This is a genomic window from Limnobacter sp. G6BE5S (assembly GCF_058448965.1).
The window spans coordinates 220,625-239,952 of the sequence record NZ_JBZFLM010000002.1 but is presented as its reverse complement, the minus strand read 5'-3'; the positions used below and the strand labels follow the sequence as shown (position 1 = coordinate 239,952).

At 47.1% G+C, this 19,328-nt stretch carries 16 protein-coding genes; 3 read left to right on the top strand and 13 right to left on the bottom strand.

The window, feature by feature from the left end; translation table 11 throughout:
* Nucleotides 1–119 precede the first annotated feature (119 nt).
* On the bottom strand, nt 120–365 hold the full coding sequence (locus tag ACVL1J_RS04290) for a type II toxin-antitoxin system Phd/YefM family antitoxin (RefSeq protein ID WP_491665145.1): 246 nt from the start codon (nt 363–365) through the stop codon (nt 120–122).
* 682 nt (nt 366–1,047) lie between these two features.
* Here ACVL1J_RS04290 and ACVL1J_RS04285 point away from each other — a divergent pair.
* Nucleotides 1,048–1,428, top strand: a complete 381-nt coding sequence (locus ACVL1J_RS04285) for a DUF6088 family protein (protein ID WP_491665144.1) — start codon at nt 1,048–1,050, stop codon at nt 1,426–1,428.
* Nucleotides 1,429–1,539: 111 nt separating this feature from the next.
* Nucleotides 1,540–1,752, top strand: coding sequence for a hypothetical protein (locus tag ACVL1J_RS04280; protein ID WP_491665143.1), 213 nt, complete (start codon nt 1,540–1,542; stop codon nt 1,750–1,752).
* Between the two features lie 340 nt (nt 1,753–2,092).
* Here ACVL1J_RS04280 and ACVL1J_RS04275 read toward each other — a convergent pair whose 3' ends face one another.
* The 12 genes from ACVL1J_RS04275 to ACVL1J_RS04220 all read right to left on the bottom strand — a co-directional run bounded on the left by ACVL1J_RS04275 (nt 2,093) and on the right by ACVL1J_RS04220 (nt 18,663).
* A complete protein-coding gene (locus tag ACVL1J_RS04275) occupies nt 2,093–2,881 on the bottom strand; it encodes a hypothetical protein (RefSeq protein WP_491665142.1) in 789 nt (262 codons plus the stop codon).
* A 41-nt stretch (nt 2,882–2,922) separates the two neighbouring features.
* Nucleotides 2,923–3,630: a M48 family metallopeptidase gene (locus tag ACVL1J_RS04270; protein ID WP_491665141.1), complete on the bottom strand. Its 708-nt coding sequence runs from the start codon at nt 3,628–3,630 to the stop codon at nt 2,923–2,925.
* Nucleotides 3,608–6,745 (bottom strand): type I restriction endonuclease subunit R, encoded by a 3,138-nt coding sequence (locus ACVL1J_RS04265; RefSeq protein ID WP_491665140.1) that lies wholly within the window; start codon nt 6,743–6,745, stop codon nt 3,608–3,610. Before ACVL1J_RS04265 ends, ACVL1J_RS04270 begins: the two co-directional genes overlap by 23 nt.
* A 40-nt stretch (nt 6,746–6,785) precedes the next feature.
* Nucleotides 6,786–7,880, bottom strand: a complete 1,095-nt coding sequence (locus ACVL1J_RS04260; protein ID WP_491665139.1) for a restriction endonuclease subunit S — start codon at nt 7,878–7,880, stop codon at nt 6,786–6,788.
* The gene (locus tag ACVL1J_RS04255; protein ID WP_491665138.1) at nt 7,873–10,455 is read right to left on the bottom strand and encodes a type I restriction-modification system subunit M; all 2,583 of its coding nucleotides are present in this window, start codon (nt 10,453–10,455) and stop codon (nt 7,873–7,875) included. The genes ACVL1J_RS04260 and ACVL1J_RS04255 overlap by 8 nt, the downstream gene beginning before the upstream one ends.
* Nucleotides 10,456–10,739: 284 nt before the next feature.
* Nucleotides 10,740–11,141: a hypothetical protein gene (locus tag ACVL1J_RS04250; RefSeq protein ID WP_491665137.1), complete on the bottom strand. Its 402-nt coding sequence runs from the start codon at nt 11,139–11,141 to the stop codon at nt 10,740–10,742.
* A 77-nt stretch (nt 11,142–11,218) separates the two neighbouring features.
* Complete coding sequence (locus ACVL1J_RS04245) at nt 11,219–12,490, bottom strand: hypothetical protein (RefSeq protein WP_491665136.1); 1,272 nt, start codon at nt 12,488–12,490, stop codon at nt 11,219–11,221.
* Nucleotides 12,491–12,956: 466 nt separating this feature from the next.
* Nucleotides 12,957–13,406: a DUF7665 family protein gene (locus ACVL1J_RS04240; RefSeq protein WP_491665135.1), complete on the bottom strand. Its 450-nt coding sequence runs from the start codon at nt 13,404–13,406 to the stop codon at nt 12,957–12,959.
* The gene (locus ACVL1J_RS04235) at nt 13,403–13,897 is read right to left on the bottom strand and encodes a hypothetical protein (protein WP_491665134.1); all 495 of its coding nucleotides are present in this window, start codon (nt 13,895–13,897) and stop codon (nt 13,403–13,405) included. The genes ACVL1J_RS04240 and ACVL1J_RS04235 overlap by 4 nt, the downstream gene beginning before the upstream one ends.
* A gap of 90 nt (nt 13,898–13,987) precedes the next feature.
* Nucleotides 13,988–17,341: a UvrD-helicase domain-containing protein gene (locus ACVL1J_RS04230; protein WP_491665133.1), complete on the bottom strand. Its 3,354-nt coding sequence runs from the start codon at nt 17,339–17,341 to the stop codon at nt 13,988–13,990.
* The gene (locus ACVL1J_RS04225) at nt 17,298–17,906 is read right to left on the bottom strand and encodes a hypothetical protein (RefSeq protein WP_491665132.1); all 609 of its coding nucleotides are present in this window, start codon (nt 17,904–17,906) and stop codon (nt 17,298–17,300) included. The genes ACVL1J_RS04230 and ACVL1J_RS04225 overlap by 44 nt, the downstream gene beginning before the upstream one ends.
* Entirely contained in the window at nt 17,899–18,663 is a 765-nt protein-coding gene (locus tag ACVL1J_RS04220) for an RNA polymerase sigma factor (protein WP_491665131.1), read from the bottom strand. The genes ACVL1J_RS04225 and ACVL1J_RS04220 overlap by 8 nt, the downstream gene beginning before the upstream one ends.
* On the opposite strand from ACVL1J_RS04220, the gene ACVL1J_RS04215 reads away from it, so the two are divergent.
* On the top strand, nt 18,662–19,183 hold the full coding sequence (locus tag ACVL1J_RS04215; protein ID WP_491665130.1) for a hypothetical protein: 522 nt from the start codon (nt 18,662–18,664) through the stop codon (nt 19,181–19,183). The two genes, ACVL1J_RS04220 and ACVL1J_RS04215, sit on opposite strands and share 2 nt — an antisense overlap.
* Nucleotides 19,184–19,328: the final 145 nt, after the last annotated feature.

Genomic DNA, 19,328 nt, shown 5'->3' with positions numbered 1-19,328 from the left:
GTCGCAGCTCAAGAGCCCATGCCCAATGTCAGTTAACCAGTCCATTTTTGGGCGCTGACTCAATATATGGACCTAGCAGTCGAGCTTCCGAGCCTCTCCGAACCAGGCCAGTAGAACGCTCAGACTCCAGCAACGATTAATTTCGCAACCTCATGATTCATTTCGTCGATTGAGTCGGGTACTTCGAATAAACCTTTCGCGACTCCCAAGCGAGGCCTTCGGCTTATTTCTACATCGACTGGTACTAGCTTTGCGGCCGGACGCCCGCTCCTCGCTATGATGATTTCGCGTTCTCGCCCCATTTCGATGTCTTCAACTAAACGCGACAAAGATGATTTGGCTTCAAGCATATCAACAACATTCACAGATACGCCCCCTCTTTTGAAAGTTGACCTGGTCTAGCAAAGTAGAAAAATCAAGCTGACCGCCCCAACGCGGCTGTAAATCGGGTAGAAATTCAACTTGACAGCATTACAGGCAGTAAATTGCTTCTTTGCGAAGTAACGCCCTAGCTAAAAACAAACACAGCACCTAATCTATTTTTCGCAAATTCATTAAAAAAATCTATCGAAAATATAAAAAAGCAATTCTCTACCTATTGCAATTATTGCGCTTTGGTAGATTGCCCAAATAGCTCGATTGTTGCGAGAGTGACATACCCGCTTCAACGGCTTCCTTATTGAACGGGGTTTCGTTCAACAACAGTAGCTCTTGCGCTTCAGCGCGAATGCGTGTCGCATATTGAGTAGGTGTCTCGTTTGGCTGGTGCAATCCAGTCCCCTTAAAAGTCATTGTTTTCCTCATCACTACCCCACTCGCACAATCCACGCCTATACGGTAGCCCATTTGGTTATGGATATCAATTTAGGTGGTTTAATTTTTCAGAGGGAAGAGAAAGCGCCTTGGCTGCTGGCGCCGGCAGAACTACATGATGTGTTTAACATGGTTGCCGAATTCAAGAATGAGCGCGACAATTAGTTATGCTGGTTTTTTAACTCAGAGAGAAGTGACTATTCAAAGGGTTGGCTTGTGAAGCTAGAGGACAGAATGATGCATTTCATCGCGCAGCGTGATGGCTGCGTGGTACTTCGGTCAGACTTGAGAGCTTTATGTACAAGTGAGTCTCAGTTGAGTCGAATGCTTAACAAACTCATCGAACGCAAAGCCATCGAGCGCGTAAGCCGAGGTGCGTTCGTCAAAACAAGAATTAATAAGTTCACCGGGGACTTCACGCCATCAGCCACACTAGAGGTAGTCGCCAAAGAGCTTTTTGAAAGACTAAACATCAAAATCGCCCCGCCGACAGAAGTCGAATCTTACAACGCAGGGCTATCAACCCAGGTTCCAGCGGGTCGCCGCGTGGTCTTCCAGGGGAGAAAAATAACAAGAAAAATTACAGTCGCAGGTCAAACCATCAGATACGCGTAATCAAAAAAACTCGCCCAAGTAACTTTGCAGAGTTTAATTTCAGCGTCCGAAACAGACATCCTGAATTTAGTTGGTTGATTTGACGAATAATTTTTTAATTAAGAGGAAGCTATGGAAGCTGACATAGTCCAAATACAAAAGATGCTTAAAACTCACAGAAGGACATTCAAATACCTTGCCAGTCTGGATAAAGACGAGCTTCGGTCTGTATTAAGGCAAGCAATCCCGCCGAACCAGTGGGCAGAAGTCGCTGAGCATACCGGACGCATGTCTATTCAGCTGGACGAACTCTCTCGTGCTATTGAGCTTGCTGCCAAGAACTAAATATTAGCGCCTAATTTGTCAATCTTTTAGTTTGATTAACTAAAGACAATAGGCTGCCCTAACTGGGCAATGCATCTCGAAGCTCCTCAAGTGCAATCGACCGGGATTCGTCTCGCATGACTAAGTACTTCAGTCGCTCCATTTGTTCGGCTATGCTGTTTTTAGCGAACTTTCCCAAAACCTGAAACCTCCAAAATCCACCCCAAAAACGAGGTCGAGTTTAACCAGAGCAAAGGGCAATTAAGCTACTTCAAAGTGGGCTTTATCGTGCTGCAATTGGTTTTAGAGCTAGATTGGGGTCATTTTGTTAGTAATTGCCATTGATGTGGTAAAAAAATCTTTACTTTTGAGGTATCAGCAACCAAGAAACTCCGAGTTTTGTGGAGGTCCAGTAGGCCACCTCCTCAACCCGCTTTATGAATAATTCAGGGATTGGTTGAGAAAGCCGCGCTAACTCGCTCGCATCCAGGCCCTCTTGACCAACCGCATCTTTTACCTCGGTAAGTAATTGCCCGAGATATCTCATATTAAATCTCTCGATAGGTAAATTTTTTATTAGAGTTTCTGCAGATACAGATTCACAAAGTTTAGGGTCTGCGGAAAATTGGTACACCTTGGATTTCTTGGCATCGTAGCCGATTGAGTGGCTCGTAGTTAAGCTTTTTCCTGTTAATGGTAGTAATCTGGAAACATCAATCAATATCGAATTGTCGTGAATAGTACTACTTAAGAAAGATGAATGAAGAAAATTTTTTTTTGTGAATATTGGGGCGCAATAAAAAATCGGGGGCGACCTTCTGCCAAATGAAGCAATAATTTTATTATGTTGTTGATTATTTAGAAAAAATCGAAAATACCGTCGCCCGAGAACGGCAGCGTAGTGACTTGTGGTTTTTTCTTTATTTGGAACCCAACATTTAATTGGTACTTTGTGTTGTAAAAAAAGTGAACGGACAGGAGAACCCTTTTTAACTCGTAGGGCGACATCGTAGGCGAGCAGCTTCTCCAGATTTTGGCTCGGGATAGATGGCGCTCCAACAAGAAAAGCTGAATTTTTGCGACAAAATTCGGCGTTATAGGCAAACTCGAACATTCGTTCACTAAATTCACATCTTTCTTGCTTAAGCATGAGTCACTCCCGAAACACCAATTGTGCGATTACTGTTTACTCTACAAGGTTGTCTTCGAACCATGCTCTTGTAACCAAGATTCGGCCTGACGATATTCCGGGTAAGCGACCTCGACTCTTCTCCAGAACTCAGGACGGTGCACAGGGATATCGAGATGGGTCAGCTCATGAATAATTAGGTATTCAACAATTCGAGGCGGCAGCATTGCTAGCTTCCAGTTGAAGTTGACGTCTCCAGCTTTGGAACATGAACCCCATCTAGCCCCCAGTTCAAGTATCTTCACTGAACGTGGACTGTAACCAAGTCTCGCTGAAATCTTGAATACCTGTTTAGCTACAATATCTTTCGCTTCCCGTTTATAAAACTGGGTGAACCACTTTCTGCCCTCGGAGGCTGCACTCGGTAGAAGAAGAAATTTTCTTCCATCGAAAACTAGGTTAGAGCGCTTTCCGTGGTTCACTAGGTCTAGACTGTGCTCGTCACCTTGAAACCAAAACGACTCACCACTCACGTATTCCTTGGGCCTTCGAGTATGCAGCGTGCTGATTGCTTGCTTAGCTTCAAGCCAAGTGACGCGTTTTTCTACCAACTCATTCAGGTCGGCTAGGCTCAGGTCGAGCGGAGCCCGAACGCGACACTGACCATCTGGCAGCACTTGAAGCTCAATATCTTTGCGTCTTATGCGCACAACTTCCACATCCCCCACTTGAGGGAAATATAGGCGCTCATTTTGCAAGCTGGTCGGCATAATGCTTCAAATAAAAATTAACAATCGCGTTGGCCTGGTCCATCCCCATGTCACTCAAAACGGAATTGACCTTGTTTTGGCTGAACAAATAGACTCTGAGACTTGTTTTAGTCTCTTTCTCCAGAATTGGTTTGCCATAAGGCGAGGACCCGTCCGGTAGTGTTTTGCGGCGCTGCTCATCCATACCTTTCACGAGCTCGTTTAGTTGCACCAGAGCCTGAGCATCCTCATACACATTCAAACCCAGAATCTCACCCAAATTACCTTCCAAAATATACTTCGGTGTATCTGAGCCTTCGTGGTTGCGAATTTGACTCTCAATTTCCTTGAACTTCTCAATGAGCTCATCCCAATGTGAGTCATATCTCTGGATGAGACTTTCGACTTGCTCAAGGAAGGGCTTATACCAGGTGTCCCCTTGCTCGATGCCGATGCGGGCACGCTTTACGATTGCATGCTGCATGGTTGAAGCTACAGCCCTAGAGCCATGCTGCCTCCCTAGAAGCTTGGCAAAATCCGCATCAAGAAGGTCCACAGGCTCAATGGCCACGTCAATATCAATGGCTACCAAGTGTGAGTTGATGAGTTCCCGAACCTTTCGGCCCGCCCAGCTAATGGAAGAGGTCCGCTCCTGATACCTCAACTTAGCAATCGCCAGAATTCCACCTAACCGCTTTACTGCGGGCTTGAACTCATTTGCCAACGGGTCAGGTAGCAGCATGTCAACGGACTGAAAGAACAGTCGTGCAAGTTGCCCAAGCCCCTCCCGGGCGTCTTGCTTTTCCAAGACTTGAATCATTGTTTCTTGTACTGCTTCGGGGTCGATTTCCTTATCCTGCTGATGAAGGAATTCATAAACGCCCTTTAGACCCCTTTTCTCAAAAAACTGGGTGACGAGAGTCAAACGAGCCCGTGCTTTGGGCACCTCATCTTCGATATTCTCGATGCCATCGAGAATCTGTTTCTGAGCAGCCTCCTCATACATCTCAAAAGCTCTCGCTAAATTCTCAAAGACACCGATGTAGTCAACAATCAGACCATGTGTTTTCCCTTCAGCAACTCGATTTGCGCGTGCAATGGCTTGAAGTAGCGTGTGTTCTTTCAGAATCTTGTCGAGGTATAAGACCTGCTCAATTGGTGCGTCAAAGCCGGTGATTAGCATGTCGCAAACAATCAGGAAGCTTAGATAGGTTTTAGGTTCAGCAACCTTGAATTTCTGCTTGAAGGTTTCGATAGCGTTCATATCGCGTGTGCGTTGACGCTCTTCGGTCACCCAAGATTCCTCGTTGGTGCCATCTGCTGAAATCACAACTGCCGCATAAACCTTAGCAAGCTCATCAGCCTCATGGGAATAGCCTGAGTCGCGCAGTCGAGTAACCTCACGAGCCAATGCTTTTTCTAGTGCCAAGCGATACAGGTGCGCAGCTCGCTTCGACGAAGTGACAATTTGCGCCTTGAAACGATTAGGAAACACCGAGGAAGCATAGTGTTCCACAATGTCATCAGCAATCATCTGAATCCGTTCCTCGGACTCAAGGTATGCATCGAACGTCCCATATTTTTGGACAATTCGCTTTTTATCTTCCTCTGACACCCCTGAAACAAGGTTCTCGAATTCCCTGGTCAACGACTGACGCTTACTGATTGCCGTCGAAACAGTCTTGCCGAGATACCTGAGGGGAACCGTCGTACCGTCCTCAATTGACTCTTTAGGTGTGTAGATGTCTATGTATTCACCAAAGCGTGAAGAGGTTTTCTTCTCATCCTTGAGCAGTGGCGTACCCGTAAACCCAACAAGCACCGCATTGGGAAATGAGTTCAGCAGGTTGTCGCCCATATCCCCGCCTTGTGAGCGATGAGCCTCGTCCACCATGATGAGAATACGGTCAGAGAGGTTGAGGATTTCTTGAGGGGCAACAAATGGAACCGCTCCAGCCAGAAGCTGATTCTTCGCCTGCGTGATGGCCTCAATGAACTTGTGAACCATAACAATGTTCAGGTTGGCCGTTTGAGATTTGAGATTGTTCAGTTCGTTACGGTTCTCAATGCGAGTAATCGTTTCGTGAGCAAGCTTGGCCGTATCTTTAAGCTGCCTTTCGAGGTCGATACGGTCCACAACCAATATCACCTTGAAGTCCTTTAAATCGGTGGTGCGCCTAAGCTTACGGACCAGAAACATCATTGTGATTGATTTACCAGACCCAGTGGTGTGCCAGACTGTCCCGTTTCTACCCTTGCCTTTGGTTCCACGAAGGCGGGCTATCTGTTTTATTACAGTCCGGTATTGCTGGTAGCGTGCGACCACCTTGTACTTGAAGCCGTCCTCTTCGACGATGGCAGAGAAGTTTTCAATCAGGTCCAAAAGTCGCTTGGGTTCACAGGTGCTGAGGATAAGAATTTCTTGCTGGTTTAGCTTGCCAACTTCATGAGGAAAAGGGTCCCGCCAGGTGTAGTAGTGACGGCTCGTTGCACACACAGCACCGTATCTGGCTTGCTCTCGGCAGGTGGAAATATTCAGGGCATTAAAGACAAACAAAGACTCGCAACCCTCTTTGGTTTTAGAGCCTCGTTGGTTGGAGTACCTAAGAATCTGTTCAATACCCTCATCAACCGGAGACTCGCACGCTGTTGGATGCTTGGCTTCAATGACAACAATGGCCAGGCCATTGATAAACAGAACCGTGTCTGGACGGATACCCTTCAACTGTCCCGGCAGGTCAATCTTGAATTGGTTGATGGCGTGGTATGTGTTGTTTGTTGTGTCGTCGAAATCAATCAGATGAACGACCTTGTATTCACGAGTTGCCTCGTCCATATCAACCCGTTCATTACTTGTTAGCCAACGATAGGCGGTCTCATGCCGCTCCATGAGCCCTTTTTCGGGGAGAAGGTTCGAAGCCTTGTCGAACCATTGGTCTACCTGTGCGGCAGTTAGCCAGGGATTTAGGCGCTCAATGGCAGCCCTTAAGACTTCAGGCAGAAAGTGCTGCGTAAAGCTGCTCCGGAGACTCACGGACGGGTCAGTTGGTACACCTTCGCCCTGGTCAATCGTTTCCCAGCCAAGCCCCAAGAATTGGGCTAAAAGAGGCTTTTCTACGTCAATGTATTCAGACATGTGTTTTCCTTATTATCCACAGTCTTGCGTTTAGCTAAACTCAGCTAGGAACACGAGTTTTACCTGTTAGAAGGTCGTTCATAAGCGACTCTTTTAGTTTTCCTAACTTTACTAAACTCTCAGTTAGCGCATCAATTTTTGAGTCAACCTGAATCAATGCCTGAGCTATTTTTTCCTGTTTTTCGACAGGGGGCAGTTCAATTTTTATTCGCCGAAACTCACTTTGTTTAATTCCAGTCACAGTGCTGCCAGAGGAGTATGCTTTTAACTTCCTTTCAAATCCCTCTGTTTGAAGCAAGTACACGAGATACGTGTTCTCAAGTATTCCCTTTTTACCTCTTAAACAAATAAGTCGTTGTGCAAGAGCGAACCTATAGTCTGGAGCGAGAGCAACTTCCCCTAAAGGTGCTTCAGTAGTAAAAAGTACATCCCCGGAAAGCGGAATGCCTCGTGTCATCCAGGAGTCAAAGTTATCCTCAGCAATGAATTCAGTTGGAGGGAGAACTCGTCCATCCTTAACAACTTTAGCCGTTATAAGCGGCACTCCCTGCTCGATTTTCCTCGGGCTCTTACCCCTGTAATCTATGAGGGATTCGAGGGCGTTTTCGATAGACCCTTCGTACACAACGTTGCCAACACTTTCCAGATGTGTTCTCAGTAAACTATTTTTCGTATTCCCGTTTTTATTTATCTCCGTTTGAACAGTTTCAATCTGCCCATCCACCGCAGACAGGATTTCAGCGATGCGTTTTTGCTCGTCGAGCGAGCAGACCGCAATCTTTACTTTCGAAAGTCGGTCTCGACTGATGCTAGGTACGCCTGTGGCCTCATTCAAAGAATCTAGCCCATAGTTATCGAGATGGTAATACAGCCATTTAGCGTCATAGCCTGCTTTAGGGATGGCTACAAAGGTAGTGTCAATAGCCCAAAAGCCTGCCTCAGCGAAGATTGGATTGCTCAAAGAGCCCTTTCTTGGTACTACCACAGAGTCAGAATCAAAAGCTGACAGGTTTGTTTTACCAACAATTCCCCCAGTACCGTATATGTAGTTTGTACCATCAGGGCTTTGAATACCTTTTGGACTGAGCCCATAGACAATGTCGCAGGTCGAGCTTAGTTCTTTGAACTCAAACATAACCAAGCTCCTTTAGAAAGCTGCTCAGCTTTTCTGCTTGCGCCTCACGTTTCTGTTCAATCTGGGTCAGCGTGACCGCGTACTTCTCATGCAGCTTCATCAGGCGCTGTTCGGCGGCATCACGCGCAGCATCCACGCGGAGCGCATAGTTTGCTAACAGGGAAATCTTCCACCGCCCCAAGACATTGTCACGAACTTGTTCAGGGGTAATCTTGGCTCGAAATGCCTCAATCAATTCCTCTTTGGATTTCTCAAAGTCTTTTAGGTCTTTTTTGAGTTTTTTTAACTCCTTGTCCAGGGTGTCATGTGCCTCCAGCATTGCATCTACTTCTTGCTGTCTGGCTTGTAAGTCATGGAGGTCGGCTGAGCGCTCCTTTTTTGCTTGAGCAACTGACTTTTTCAGGGCCTTGCTTTCGTCTTTCAGGTTGGCAAGCAGAGCTTTGGGTAGTACACCGGATTCGTGAGGCTCATCATTTTCAGCCTCTTCATCTTCGTCCGCAGCTTTAACCTCATCAAAAATTGCTTGCAGCTCGGCTATCCTACTTTCCATGTCTTTGGCTTTCTGAATCAACTCAGGTGCCGCCGTCACAAGGATGTCCTCATCGGGCACCAAACCGCTGTCAAAGCCAATGGCTGAAATGGCCGCAAACTCGTCTCGAATTTTCAACGCAAAATCTGCGAACGCTCCACGTACCTGGTATTGGTCCAGCACATTCAATGAGCCAAGTTTTATGCTCAAGTCTTGCACCCACTGACGACGAATCGCATATGGCTTGGACTTATCCTGTTTTCCAGCGATTTCATCGACCTGGACAATAACGGAATCAAACCATTCTGTTAGCGCGTTGGCATACTTGTCAGAAACCGCTTTCACCGTAGAGTGGCTGCGCACCAACATAGAAATGGCTTGCTGACTTGCCGCCCCTGCAGTGAATCTCATGTAATTAGGCTTATCCGTCTCCACAACCACCGACTCGATTCCAGGGTATTGGCGCAACTCGTTTTGCTTCAAGGCTTCGATTTCAGCAACAGGAACCCCGCCAAACAGGTGCGCACGGACGTCCTGTGGTTCTGGCTTGGGAGAATTGTCAACAAATCGGCGAATGTGGCAATTCCACTTTTCGGCTTGAAGCTCGTCATGACTGACAAGGCGGGCATAGCCAGTTTCTTCCAGCTTGTTGTTGTACACGTAGGCAATCTTTTCGATATCTTCAGGGCGCAACTTGTTTTGGTTTTTGCCAAGTTTAAAACCTTGGTCTGCATTAATGAAATGCACAGCCCTGCGTGTACCGGAGCCGTCTTTATTCAAAACCAATACGCACGCAGGGATTGAGGTGCCGTAGAACAGGCCCTCAGGAAGGCCAATCACAGCCTCTAAAATGCCTTTCTTAATAAGGCGTTTGCGGTACTCCATTTCTTGAGCACCGCGGAATAGAACACCGTGAGGCATGATTACAGCAGCTTTGCCTTTCTCGTTCATGGAGGCAACAATGTGCTGAACGAACATGAAATCGGCCTTCTTGGCCCCTTTGGGAATGGGGACCTCAAAGCGCTCAGGGAACTTCACCTTAGAAACGTCAGGTGACTTCATGGAGAACGGTGGATTTGCCAGCACACGGTCGAAGGTTCGCAGTGAACCCTGTTCGTTAAGATGCTGCGGGTCAACAAGCGTATCGCCATTCCGAATGTCGGCGTCGGAGATTCCATGCAAAATCATGTTGAGCTTGCACATTGCCCAGGTCGCTGCATTGTCCTCCTGACCAGCGACAGTCATTGTGTTTTTTGAGCCGCCTTTTTCCTCAACATAATTGCAAGGCTCGATGTCCATACCGCCACTACCACAGGTGGGGTCGTACACAGACATTCCATCAACAGGCTCGAGGAGTTCTACCAGTAAGCGAACAACTTCGTAAGGTGTGTAAAACTCACCACCTTTCTTACCTGCAGAATCCGCGAAATACTTAATCAGGTATTCATAGGCAGCACCCAAAACATCAGGAAACTCCAGGTTGGAGTCGGCTAGGTCAAGTTTGTCGAATTCAGCAATCAGGTCTCTGAGTTTTTCGTCGCTCATCAATCGTTGTTTGTTGCTACCTCCAGTCTTGTTGAAGTCGATAGTTTTGAGAACACCAGAAAGCGTTTCAATATTTGTGTCTTCAATGGCAGCAAGTGCCTTGTTCAGGTAGGTTCCAACGTCTTCGGTCACATACAGGATGCCATCTCGTGAGCCTGATGCCGTGGTAAAAGACCAGCGTGCGTTTTCCGGAACGAAGAAAACAGGAGCATATGTGTCTGGGTCGGCAAGAAATTGCTCGATGACCGCAGCGTTCATACCTTGCGATTGGAACTCTTGTTCACGAATTGCTCTGCGCTCCAAGAACTGGTCGTTCATGCGCTTGAGGAAAAGCATGGCGAAAATGTAGGTTTTATATTCGCTTGCGTCCATTTTGCCACGCAGTACGTCACAAGCGGCGAGTAGTCGTTTCTCCAGTTTTGAGAGAGTCAGTTTGGTCATGTTGTGAATAGTCTTTTTTGGGGTGAGTTTTCGAACCGCAATCTGTTTTGCCTTCGCCATGTTGCTGTTGCACTTTTTTCGTAACAGGTTGTTTAGCTCATGGCTTTATATGACGAATTTAATTCACGATTGTGCCTGCAATAACAATGTTCGACCAGGAAGACTCGGATGCGACCCGAATTGTACTCAGTCCCAAGGTCAGCAGCCGGGCTGACATCTGGTTAACTGGCTTTGGTCTGTGCCTGCGAACAAAACTACTCCAAGGCATTTGAACATTGAGGGATGCTGTGAAATTGCTTGCCCCATCAAAAAACCCTAGGGTATACCCTAGGGCCATAATCAATTTAGTTAGATGTTGAACTAACGAGCACTGCGTCGAATCCACCCTCAGCTTTTTGAGAAAAGCACAAGTTTGAAAGCATGTCACATGTGGCATCGTGTAATTCAGCATGTCTGAACCTATTTTGACCTTTTACTGAAAAATCAGAAGTAGGTAACGCGCCGACTTTGACGTATAAAAACACCATCGGGATGGCCAAAAAAGCAGCGCAATTTTCCAAAATACGCCGAGGTATCTCTTTAAATTCAACATTACCCAAAAGAATCGTCCAAAGTAAATTCTCAGAGCAGTCGAGTGCGTAAGCAATCTCTTCAAGGCTCATCGTATCTTCAGTAGAGATTCTTAGTTCCAAAAGTTTTCCTAAATTATATGTTTGCGGACAAAAATCTTGACCTGTCAAATTCATAATATTTCCTCGCTAAAAAGAAGAGCAAATGCTCATTGAATGTAGCGATGGAAAAAAGATAGGGTGACCAGTGCGGCCTAAGCAACTTCGACCATTTCGGGATTGCGTAAATTTACGTCAATAACATCATGACTACATTCCCCCGCCCGTCGTCGTATCAATTCTGCGACGACAACAGCGGCGGCATAACAGCCCACAAAAGGGGCACCTACAGAACGTGTGGCAAGCGTGGTCACGCCACAGGGGTCTTCTCCCGATGCAACCAATGCTTGGTAAGCGGGTGCAAGCGTTACTTGTTCTAATACAGCGTTAGCTGCCCAGATTCGGGCAGCAGAGGAAGAGCCTGGAAAACCACGAACTCGAAACGCGCGAAAATCTTTGAAGCCAGAACCTAGTCCAGCATCCAGTACACAAGCAAACCCTGCCCCTTCACAGGCGCGTCTAGCGCTCGGGTTATCCACACCAAATAGCGCTGTTTGTGGTTCGCTCGGTGCGATAACTGAGCTTGCATCGAAACGGCGCTCTACAACACGCGTTTCAAATCCACGTCGCTCCATCCAAGAAGCTACTATTCTCGTTTTCATTTTGTTTAAATCCGAACCCCCGGATAGTACCGAAGTTGTTATCGTGGACTTGGTCACAATATCAACGTCTTGCAGCACCAGCTTTAATCCAGCGCGCTGTCGCATTAATCCCAGTGTCCAGCAATAGGCTTGACCCAGGTGGCCGAGGCCAACTAGCCAAATGTCTATGTCAAGCGATACATTAATTTCAACAGATGGCTGGGCTGTACCGGCACTCATCGACCAGAGTGAAAAAGTGACATCTCGGCGTCCGGCATAAGGGCTATCTCGGCGTAGTATTGAAAAAGCCTCACTTACAGCCAAAGACCCTGCAGCAATACAGGCTGGCACCAAAGCGTCATCATCTGATTCACCCACTTCACCAATACCAAATGTCCAGCCAACTGCCCATGGCCTCAAAACCGAACTATCCCTAGGCATTGAAACCCGACCAATAACAATTTCAGGCCAAAAGTCTGACGGGATTAAGTCAGAACGGACCCCAGCCCATGAAGCGAAATCGGATAGATTAATACCCTCATAGCCATTCACGATAAGCTTACAGTCGTCGGAACTTAAGACCTGCACGTTACCTTGGAAACTTCTGGCTGCTGTATTGATGACTGTGAGCGCAATGGTTTGCAGGGTCCTAGAATTAGCTACATCAGCACCCAAAACAACCCGGACACCGTACCTAGAAAAACTGGCAATAGCGTCATCCAAGGTTTTAGATTCACCACTATCGACCAACAACTTCATAAGACGGTGAAAAGATTCAGCTTGCATAATTTGGTTACCTCACACAAAGTGAATTCGCCTCTGCGCATCTTGACCGCAGAAGCTAGACCATTTTTTGTCACCAAGATAGACATTTACGCTCAGGTCGATTGGCATCACATTCCCCCGCGCGTAGCGCGGTGCGATTAGTGCAATATGACCTAGCTGAGAAATCATTGGATTCAGCCTATCAGAGCAACTTTGACGGCTCCCATTTGGGTGGGTATGTATGTCCGCAACCACCGTCATTCCGCATTCGGAACATATTTTCCAAAGTCTGCTGAATGCGGCCGTGCTGAGACAAACATAGCCCTCAGCCAATGCGTTCGGGTCCAACACGTCATAGGGCACCCAAGCACGTGCGACGCGTGCGTTACTTGTGAGGTCTCCTAACAAGAAGGCACCAGATTCACGAACGCCACCACCGCGCAGGCGAAGGTCGGAAATCAATCCAAACCACAACGATTCAAGCATTTCAAGTCGGCAAGAGTTCATGGCTTTGAAGAACCTCGTAGATGGACTCGATATACTGAAGCAGGCCGCATACCGGCTTCCAAATTAACTGGGGATATTCCGTATGCCAGTTACCATGACCCTCAATTGATTCGCGGTCACATGGAATGTAAAGGGCTGCACCGGCTTTCCACCCAGGATTAAAAACCTGGGAAACCCTACCACCACGCGGCCAGAAATGAGAGGCAAGTTGCTGGTCGGCTTGGTAATCCCAAGGTGTTCCTTGAGGGGGACGCTCGGGGTAACCAGTGCATTCGAATCGTATACAAACCGCATGCCCATTTCGGTCAAAGAGCTCAATAAATACCTGAGGCCATTTGAAATCTACGAGCCGCCAACGTCCGCGCTCAGCGCCCGCTAAAAACCGGCCCGAGGATAGGTGTTTCGAAAGAGTTTCGTATCCTTGATTCATTTGCACCCTCCACCGTTAATGCGAGGAGCGGGTACGAAGTCAAAACACACAGAATTCTGAGGTGCCTTTATTAAATGCCCTAGATGCAAGTCCGCATCTGGTCTTGTGTCAGTACCACAGATTTGCAACATCAATTCGGCTGCATCAGACTGGGTGATACCAAATTCCTGCGCCGCCCAGCGTTTAACGCGCGCGATGGTAGTGTTCGGACGAAACGTATGATTCGCCTCCCGGCCAGCGTACCGGACATTTACCGTAACTGCCTTCAGACGATGCAGGTGCAGACGAAGCCCGTTAACAACACAATCCAACTTATCAATGGCATTTTCATCGTCATCATCTTCGATGAACAGAATTAGCTCATCTGAAAGGAGAATTTCTGCGACTCGTGCGAGACAGGCCTGGCGGATTGCGCGTGTAGATGCTGAGTCGTCAACTTCTATAACTTCTATGTCGTTGAGCAATTCGGATTGGAGGAAGATTTGTTTCATTTTTTTCCCTTTACGGGTCGTGCAAAATGTGACCCTCCCCTATTCAATCGACTTAACTCGATAAAACACGAACCCGAAAGACAAAAATTTTTAAGGCTCCAGAAGGGATGGACATACGTACGAATAGACGCATCGCGCACATGAGTAGCTGTTTTGTTTCGGTGTAAATATGCCCTGTAAAATACCCAAAGCAATCTTGTTTGCATTAGAGCGCTCAGTCACCCGGATTGGTTTTACTTCACGATTGGTTAATCGACTTAAGTCAAAAAGCTCCACCTCGACAATAGAGTTTGTTGTTGAAGTTAAGGCCATGAGCTGCCCAAGTATGTTGTCCTGAACCTTTAAATAATTCTTCGCTCCACTGTAAAAATCGACACAATGAAGGCGACTTCCCCCAGGGGCAGGTATCGCCACTCCCCATGGTAATCCGACCGTTAACTGACGCACCTCAGCCGTCGCTTCAACGAACCGACCTTTAATATTGGCGAGATAAGCAGCCCCTGCCTGGGCAGCGGCCCAAGCTTGCTCCCAAAGCTGAGGGTCGGCACCTTGTTCGGGAAGGCGACCAGCTATCCATCTATTCTCAAATACCTCCGGTAGAGTGTCATATCTTCCGGTTGACGCTAGCACCTTGAGTACGCGCTTTACCAAGCCACGAGCTTGTAAAGACGGATTAGGCGAAAGTTCTTGGCCCATTTCCAATCTGTAGCGGTAAAAGTATTGTCGAGGGCAACGGTAATAGGCGAGGAACTCTTCGTTTGAAACGGATGAGGGCACAACCAGTTTAGGCGTCTGGATAACCCCCGTCGCTTGACCACTCGAAAACGGTCCTGAACGGACGAAAAGCACATTTCGTTCTACTGCCCCCTCAAGCGCGGCGACAGACTTAAATGGATAATCTTCACTGCTTTGATAGATACAGAGAGAATCTCTAGCTCGCGAAACCGCGACGTAGAGCAGATTATGCTTTTCGACTTCCGACTCATATTCATACCGCCTCACAGAACTACCAAGTGCTTGCGGTGGCAATAAAGGACTAGGCGACTCTGAACCTGAAAAATCTTCACCATTTACACATGCTAGATGTACTGCTTGAAACTCCAAACCTTTGCTTGAATGAATGGTCATAACTCTCACGCCTTCAATATCATTTGTTTCTGGCGGAAGTTCACGGTCGATAAATACATCGCGAATTTGCTGGCGGAGTCTAAGCCTATTAAGTAGCCTGAATAGTGTTGGACGCTTGCGGTCACCATCTCCAATTCGAGCCATGTATACAAACTGCCACTGGGCAAGCCTTCGAAGATGTCCGTCGATACTTTCATCTGCTAGGTCTGCCAACAAGTAACGCCGTTCAAGAAGAAGCTCACAAAGAAAATCCCACGGACTAGTTGACCAAGAGAAACCATGAAGTTTTTGTGCGAGGTAACGACGACTGTCTTGAGCATCGGTTGATATCGCCAAGGTTTCTGTTGCTAGCCAACCGTTTCGCTGAAGTGAGCCATCAAGCGAAACAGCTTCAATTATCACCCTTACATCTGCACCAGTCATGCGTGGGGATGTGAGCTCACCAACCCGTAATAGCGCTCTGGGACTACGTTCGACTATGAGCTGAATGACAGCAAGAATGTCTTTGACCTCTGAACGTTCAAGAAGCTCACCGACATACAGCACGGGTAAACCTGAAGCTTTGAGTTCTTTGGCTGCCTCGGCCACTGCCACCCCTTTCCGAGAAATGACGACCTGTTCCCGCAACGGTATACCATTCGCAAGGTCGCGATGCACGTTGTCCACAACGCCTTTCCACATCGATTGTCTTGAAGAAGCTTTTATGAAAGCAGCGTCGCGATTGCCAGGCCCTCTGAGGCACTTGGGTATAATCAACGGAAGCTTTGCCTGAAGAGGATGAAGCTCGCCAACGGCAACCGTAACGTCAACCACCTCCTGAGAACTACGACGATTCATGACCAGGTTGTACTGCTTAGCTGATTCAAACTGCTTATCAAATTGCAATAAAGCGCCAAAAGATGCGCCACGCCAGTGATAAATTGCCTGCCTAACGTCTCCGACCACCCAGAGAGAATTCGCATTTAGCGACACCTGAGTCGCTAACTCAATCATAGCGACTGTCAAGTCTTGAAATTCATCTACAAGCACATGCTGATATTGGTCGCAAATATCAGTGAACTTCACACGGTCAGACGCAATCGCCATTGCAGGGGCAGCTACAAGGTCAACAAAGTCAACCGTCCCTGCCTTTTTAAGCGCACCTTCATAAGCTTTTGCTACAGTGGCCACATCGCGAAGTTGGGCTCTTTCGTCCTCATCAATTACAGTACTCAAGGCTTTTGCAAGAAACTGGTCAACGCTAACCAACTCCTCCTTGACCCTTAACCATGTGTCGATTACTTGAGGTAGCCATTCATAAGGGTCATCCGTGCGTTTGAAATACTCCAAAGTTACCCCAGCGAGTTCCCTTGCAGTAATCGTTACTTGAGTAATCTTGTCCGATACAGCAACGTCTGGAGCAACTCCAAAGTGCTGGTAATACTTTCGTTGGAATTCCAAACCGAAAGCGTGGAATGTACCTGCCCATATTTCTGATGCTCCTTTTACTCCTGCGCGTTGAAGCCTATCAACGAGTTCAGCCGCCGCCTTGTTGGTAAAAGTCAAAACCAGAATCTTGCGTGGTTCTACGTGGTCAAGTTCAATTAATTTCTTAACACGCTGAATAAGTGTGGTGGTTTTACCTGTTCCAGGGCCGGCTACGACATGAACATGCTTCTCGGCGGCATTAATCGCTGCAATTTGGTCCGGACTCGGCGGCGGTAGTGGCGAGGGAGCCTTTGGGACATAAGGGGGCAGGAGTACTGAGTCGAGAATTTGCTGACGAGCGACTTCAAGAGGTAATCCGAGCTCTTTAGCAATTTGTCGAGGCCCTTTACCAGAAACAAACATGGCTCGTGCCACTTGCCGAGGAAGAAGAAGCTCTCTGCCGAAGACATTTTTTTGCAGTTCATCACGCTCACGGGCACCGTAAGCCTCAACATACGCCGCGGCTGGCGAGGATGCGATAAATCCCTCGGCGTTCCGATAAACGGTATCTTCATCGATATCAGGGTCTAATGCGAAATGGCCCAGTTCATGAGCAATTAAATAAGCTTTATCAGCCCAATGATAGTCCTGCCTGCAATAAAGCCAACGTTCAGAGCGACGAAGAGTTGCATGGCCTCCCTTGAGAACACCACTTGTATGAGGAACTTCTTTTATTCCCAGATTTAGAACATTCTCAACGTTTCCAAGCAAATCCTTCGTTGGAATTGGGTTGGCTGCGTGGCTCCCAACCAACTCATATCGAAGCTTTAACGCCTCTTCACGCGCGCGGAGAAACGGACTCATATCAATCGATTTCCTTATCAATATGAAGTAGACGAGTCGCCTCATCCCCCGATACACCGGTCTCTTTAACAGCGGTCTCCCAACTCACAGGATGTAAATTTACAGATGGCTTCCCATTTGCTTTGAAAGCCTGTGCCTGCTGGAATTGAAAGTTCAGCGAGAAAACCTCGGCTAAAGCTGCGACCTGCACATGAAGCCTTGCCGCCAAGCGTTTCAACAGCACGAAAGGAGCAGACACTTCACCACTGACCATTTGATTGAAAAGGTCGACTCTTTCACCCAATCCAATTTGGAAAGCAAAGTTCCTTGCTGCTGGCCCCCGGCACTGCTTCAAAGCCTTCTTAACTTCAGTCACAGCGTCAGTATTTTTATACACCGCACTGAGCATCACACTACGAGTTGCATCGAAGAGGGAAGAATCAAATTCAACCTCATTATCATCGCAAGCATTATCAAACATCAAAAACGTCTCGGAGATTTCAGCCGCATATTGCGGATGACTGAGTGTGAGTTCCTTCCATTGTTGTACAGAGGGATTGGGGTGTGTGGCAAGAAAAGCCTCGATTATCGAAGTAGCTTCCTTCTTGACAATGTTATTTTGTTCAGACATGTGAGTATCCTTTCTTAAGTGCCAGCAGCGCCTCCCTTAAATACTTCTGTACGGAGCGTTCACTTAGGCACATTACCGCGCTGGCTTGTTTTTGCGTCATTTCTTGGAGATAAACAAGAGTCACAGCTGTCCGCTGTTTCTCTGGAAGGAATAAAACAGCGTTACGACATTCCCTAATCAGCTGTTGCCTCTCCAATACTTGCTCAGGTGTTAGAGCAAACTCATCAACGACCTGGTCAATCGGCGAAAGACTGCTACCGTCTTCGTCGTGAGAAACTGCAAATTCATCAATGGAGGGTGCGACATTCTTTTGACTAATTTGGGATTTAAGCCAATCTAGAAGCCTAGTCTTAACGAAGTGACCGAACGCCACTTCAGCAAAACACACCTCCACCTTGCTTTGAAAAATCCGTTCACAAACATAAGCCGCAGCCTCAATTTTTGATTCACTGCTGCCGTTTAGAACCCCAAACCAGCTTATTTCTTTGCGAAAAAATCGGCTGAGCTCGCGGACCAATCTTGCGTTTAAGGTAAGTGCAATCTCATTTCTGACAAGAGAAACAGCGCCATAGTTACATCGAGCCAAAGTCACAAGAATTTCTGACGGTATGTATCCAGGGTGGTCATACTTCTGGATTGCCAACGCAGCAAGTAACTCGTCTTGACTCATTTTGAATACCTTCGCGAGCCAAAGTTCGTGCTCTGGCCGGCGAATATAGTTCGTCAAAGTTTCGACATCTTCCGCAACGATGTCCATGCTCTCATCATCTTCAACTACTGCCTTTCGAACCATAAATCTCGTCACAGACAATAAGCGTCGTGTGCTCTCTCCTCAGTTGCTTAATCGAGACAACTCAAAAAAACCAGAACACTTCCGAAAAAAATTTACATCTGCCTACTGGCCGAAAACCAAAAATGCGGTGCTAATGACCCCAGTCGAACGACACGGAGGCACAGCACCAAATCACCCATCCACGGCGAAAACAGAAGAGGTGCCAGACCAGCCACCACAGGAACACATTGGGTACTTAAACTTACCACCCCCCAACGACCACACACAAGTCGCAAAGTCCGCCATTGGCTCAATCACTCAAGCAATCCACGTCAAAAATACAACTCAACGCTCGGCCTTGAAGGGTATAAACACGATAGCTAAACAGGTCGTGGGCGACACCCAAAGAAAAAGACATAGTTACCAGATTTTATACAATTCGAATAAAGTTGATGATGCCAAGCAAAAGGTAGACCTAATAATCTTAAAAGTTTTACTTGTTTGATATCCAAGTTGAAAAATTAAAAAATAAATTAAATACGCCGTATAAAAATGATTACTAAACAAATCATCAACAATCAACGAACTGATTAGAGGGTAATGAAAAAAATCTAAAAATGACACCAATTTTTAGATTTAATTACAGGACA

Bases quoted from the DNA above. Each gene is read 5' to 3' on its own strand.
- ACVL1J_RS04285 (WP_491665144.1), top strand. From the start codon at position 1,048: ATGATGCATTTCATCGCGCAGCGTGATGGCTGCGTGGTACTTCGGTCA.
- ACVL1J_RS04280 (WP_491665143.1), top strand. From the start codon at position 1,540: ATGGAAGCTGACATAGTCCAAATACAAAAGATGCTTAAAACTCACAGA.
- ACVL1J_RS04275 (WP_491665142.1), bottom strand. From the start codon at position 2,881: ATGCTTAAGCAAGAAAGATGTGAATTTAGTGAACGAATGTTCGAGTTT.
- ACVL1J_RS04270 (WP_491665141.1), bottom strand. From the start codon at position 3,630: ATGCCGACCAGCTTGCAAAATGAGCGCCTATATTTCCCTCAAGTGGGG.
- ACVL1J_RS04265 (WP_491665140.1), bottom strand. From the start codon at position 6,745: ATGTCTGAATACATTGACGTAGAAAAGCCTCTTTTAGCCCAATTCTTG.
- ACVL1J_RS04260 (WP_491665139.1), bottom strand. From the start codon at position 7,880: ATGTTTGAGTTCAAAGAACTAAGCTCGACCTGCGACATTGTCTATGGG.
- ACVL1J_RS04255 (WP_491665138.1), bottom strand. From the start codon at position 10,455: ATGGCGAAGGCAAAACAGATTGCGGTTCGAAAACTCACCCCAAAAAAG.
- ACVL1J_RS04250 (WP_491665137.1), bottom strand. From the start codon at position 11,141: ATGAATTTGACAGGTCAAGATTTTTGTCCGCAAACATATAATTTAGGA.
- ACVL1J_RS04245 (WP_491665136.1), bottom strand. From the start codon at position 12,490: ATGCAAGCTGAATCTTTTCACCGTCTTATGAAGTTGTTGGTCGATAGT.
- ACVL1J_RS04240 (WP_491665135.1), bottom strand. From the start codon at position 13,406: ATGAATCAAGGATACGAAACTCTTTCGAAACACCTATCCTCGGGCCGG.
- ACVL1J_RS04235 (WP_491665134.1), bottom strand. From the start codon at position 13,897: ATGAAACAAATCTTCCTCCAATCCGAATTGCTCAACGACATAGAAGTT.
- ACVL1J_RS04230 (WP_491665133.1), bottom strand. From the start codon at position 17,341: ATGAGGCGACTCGTCTACTTCATATTGATAAGGAAATCGATTGATATG.
- ACVL1J_RS04225 (WP_491665132.1), bottom strand. From the start codon at position 17,906: ATGTCTGAACAAAATAACATTGTCAAGAAGGAAGCTACTTCGATAATC.
- ACVL1J_RS04215 (WP_491665130.1), top strand. From the start codon at position 18,662: ATGCTCTCATCATCTTCAACTACTGCCTTTCGAACCATAAATCTCGTC.
- ACVL1J_RS04220 (WP_491665131.1), bottom strand. From the start codon at position 18,663: ATGGACATCGTTGCGGAAGATGTCGAAACTTTGACGAACTATATTCGC.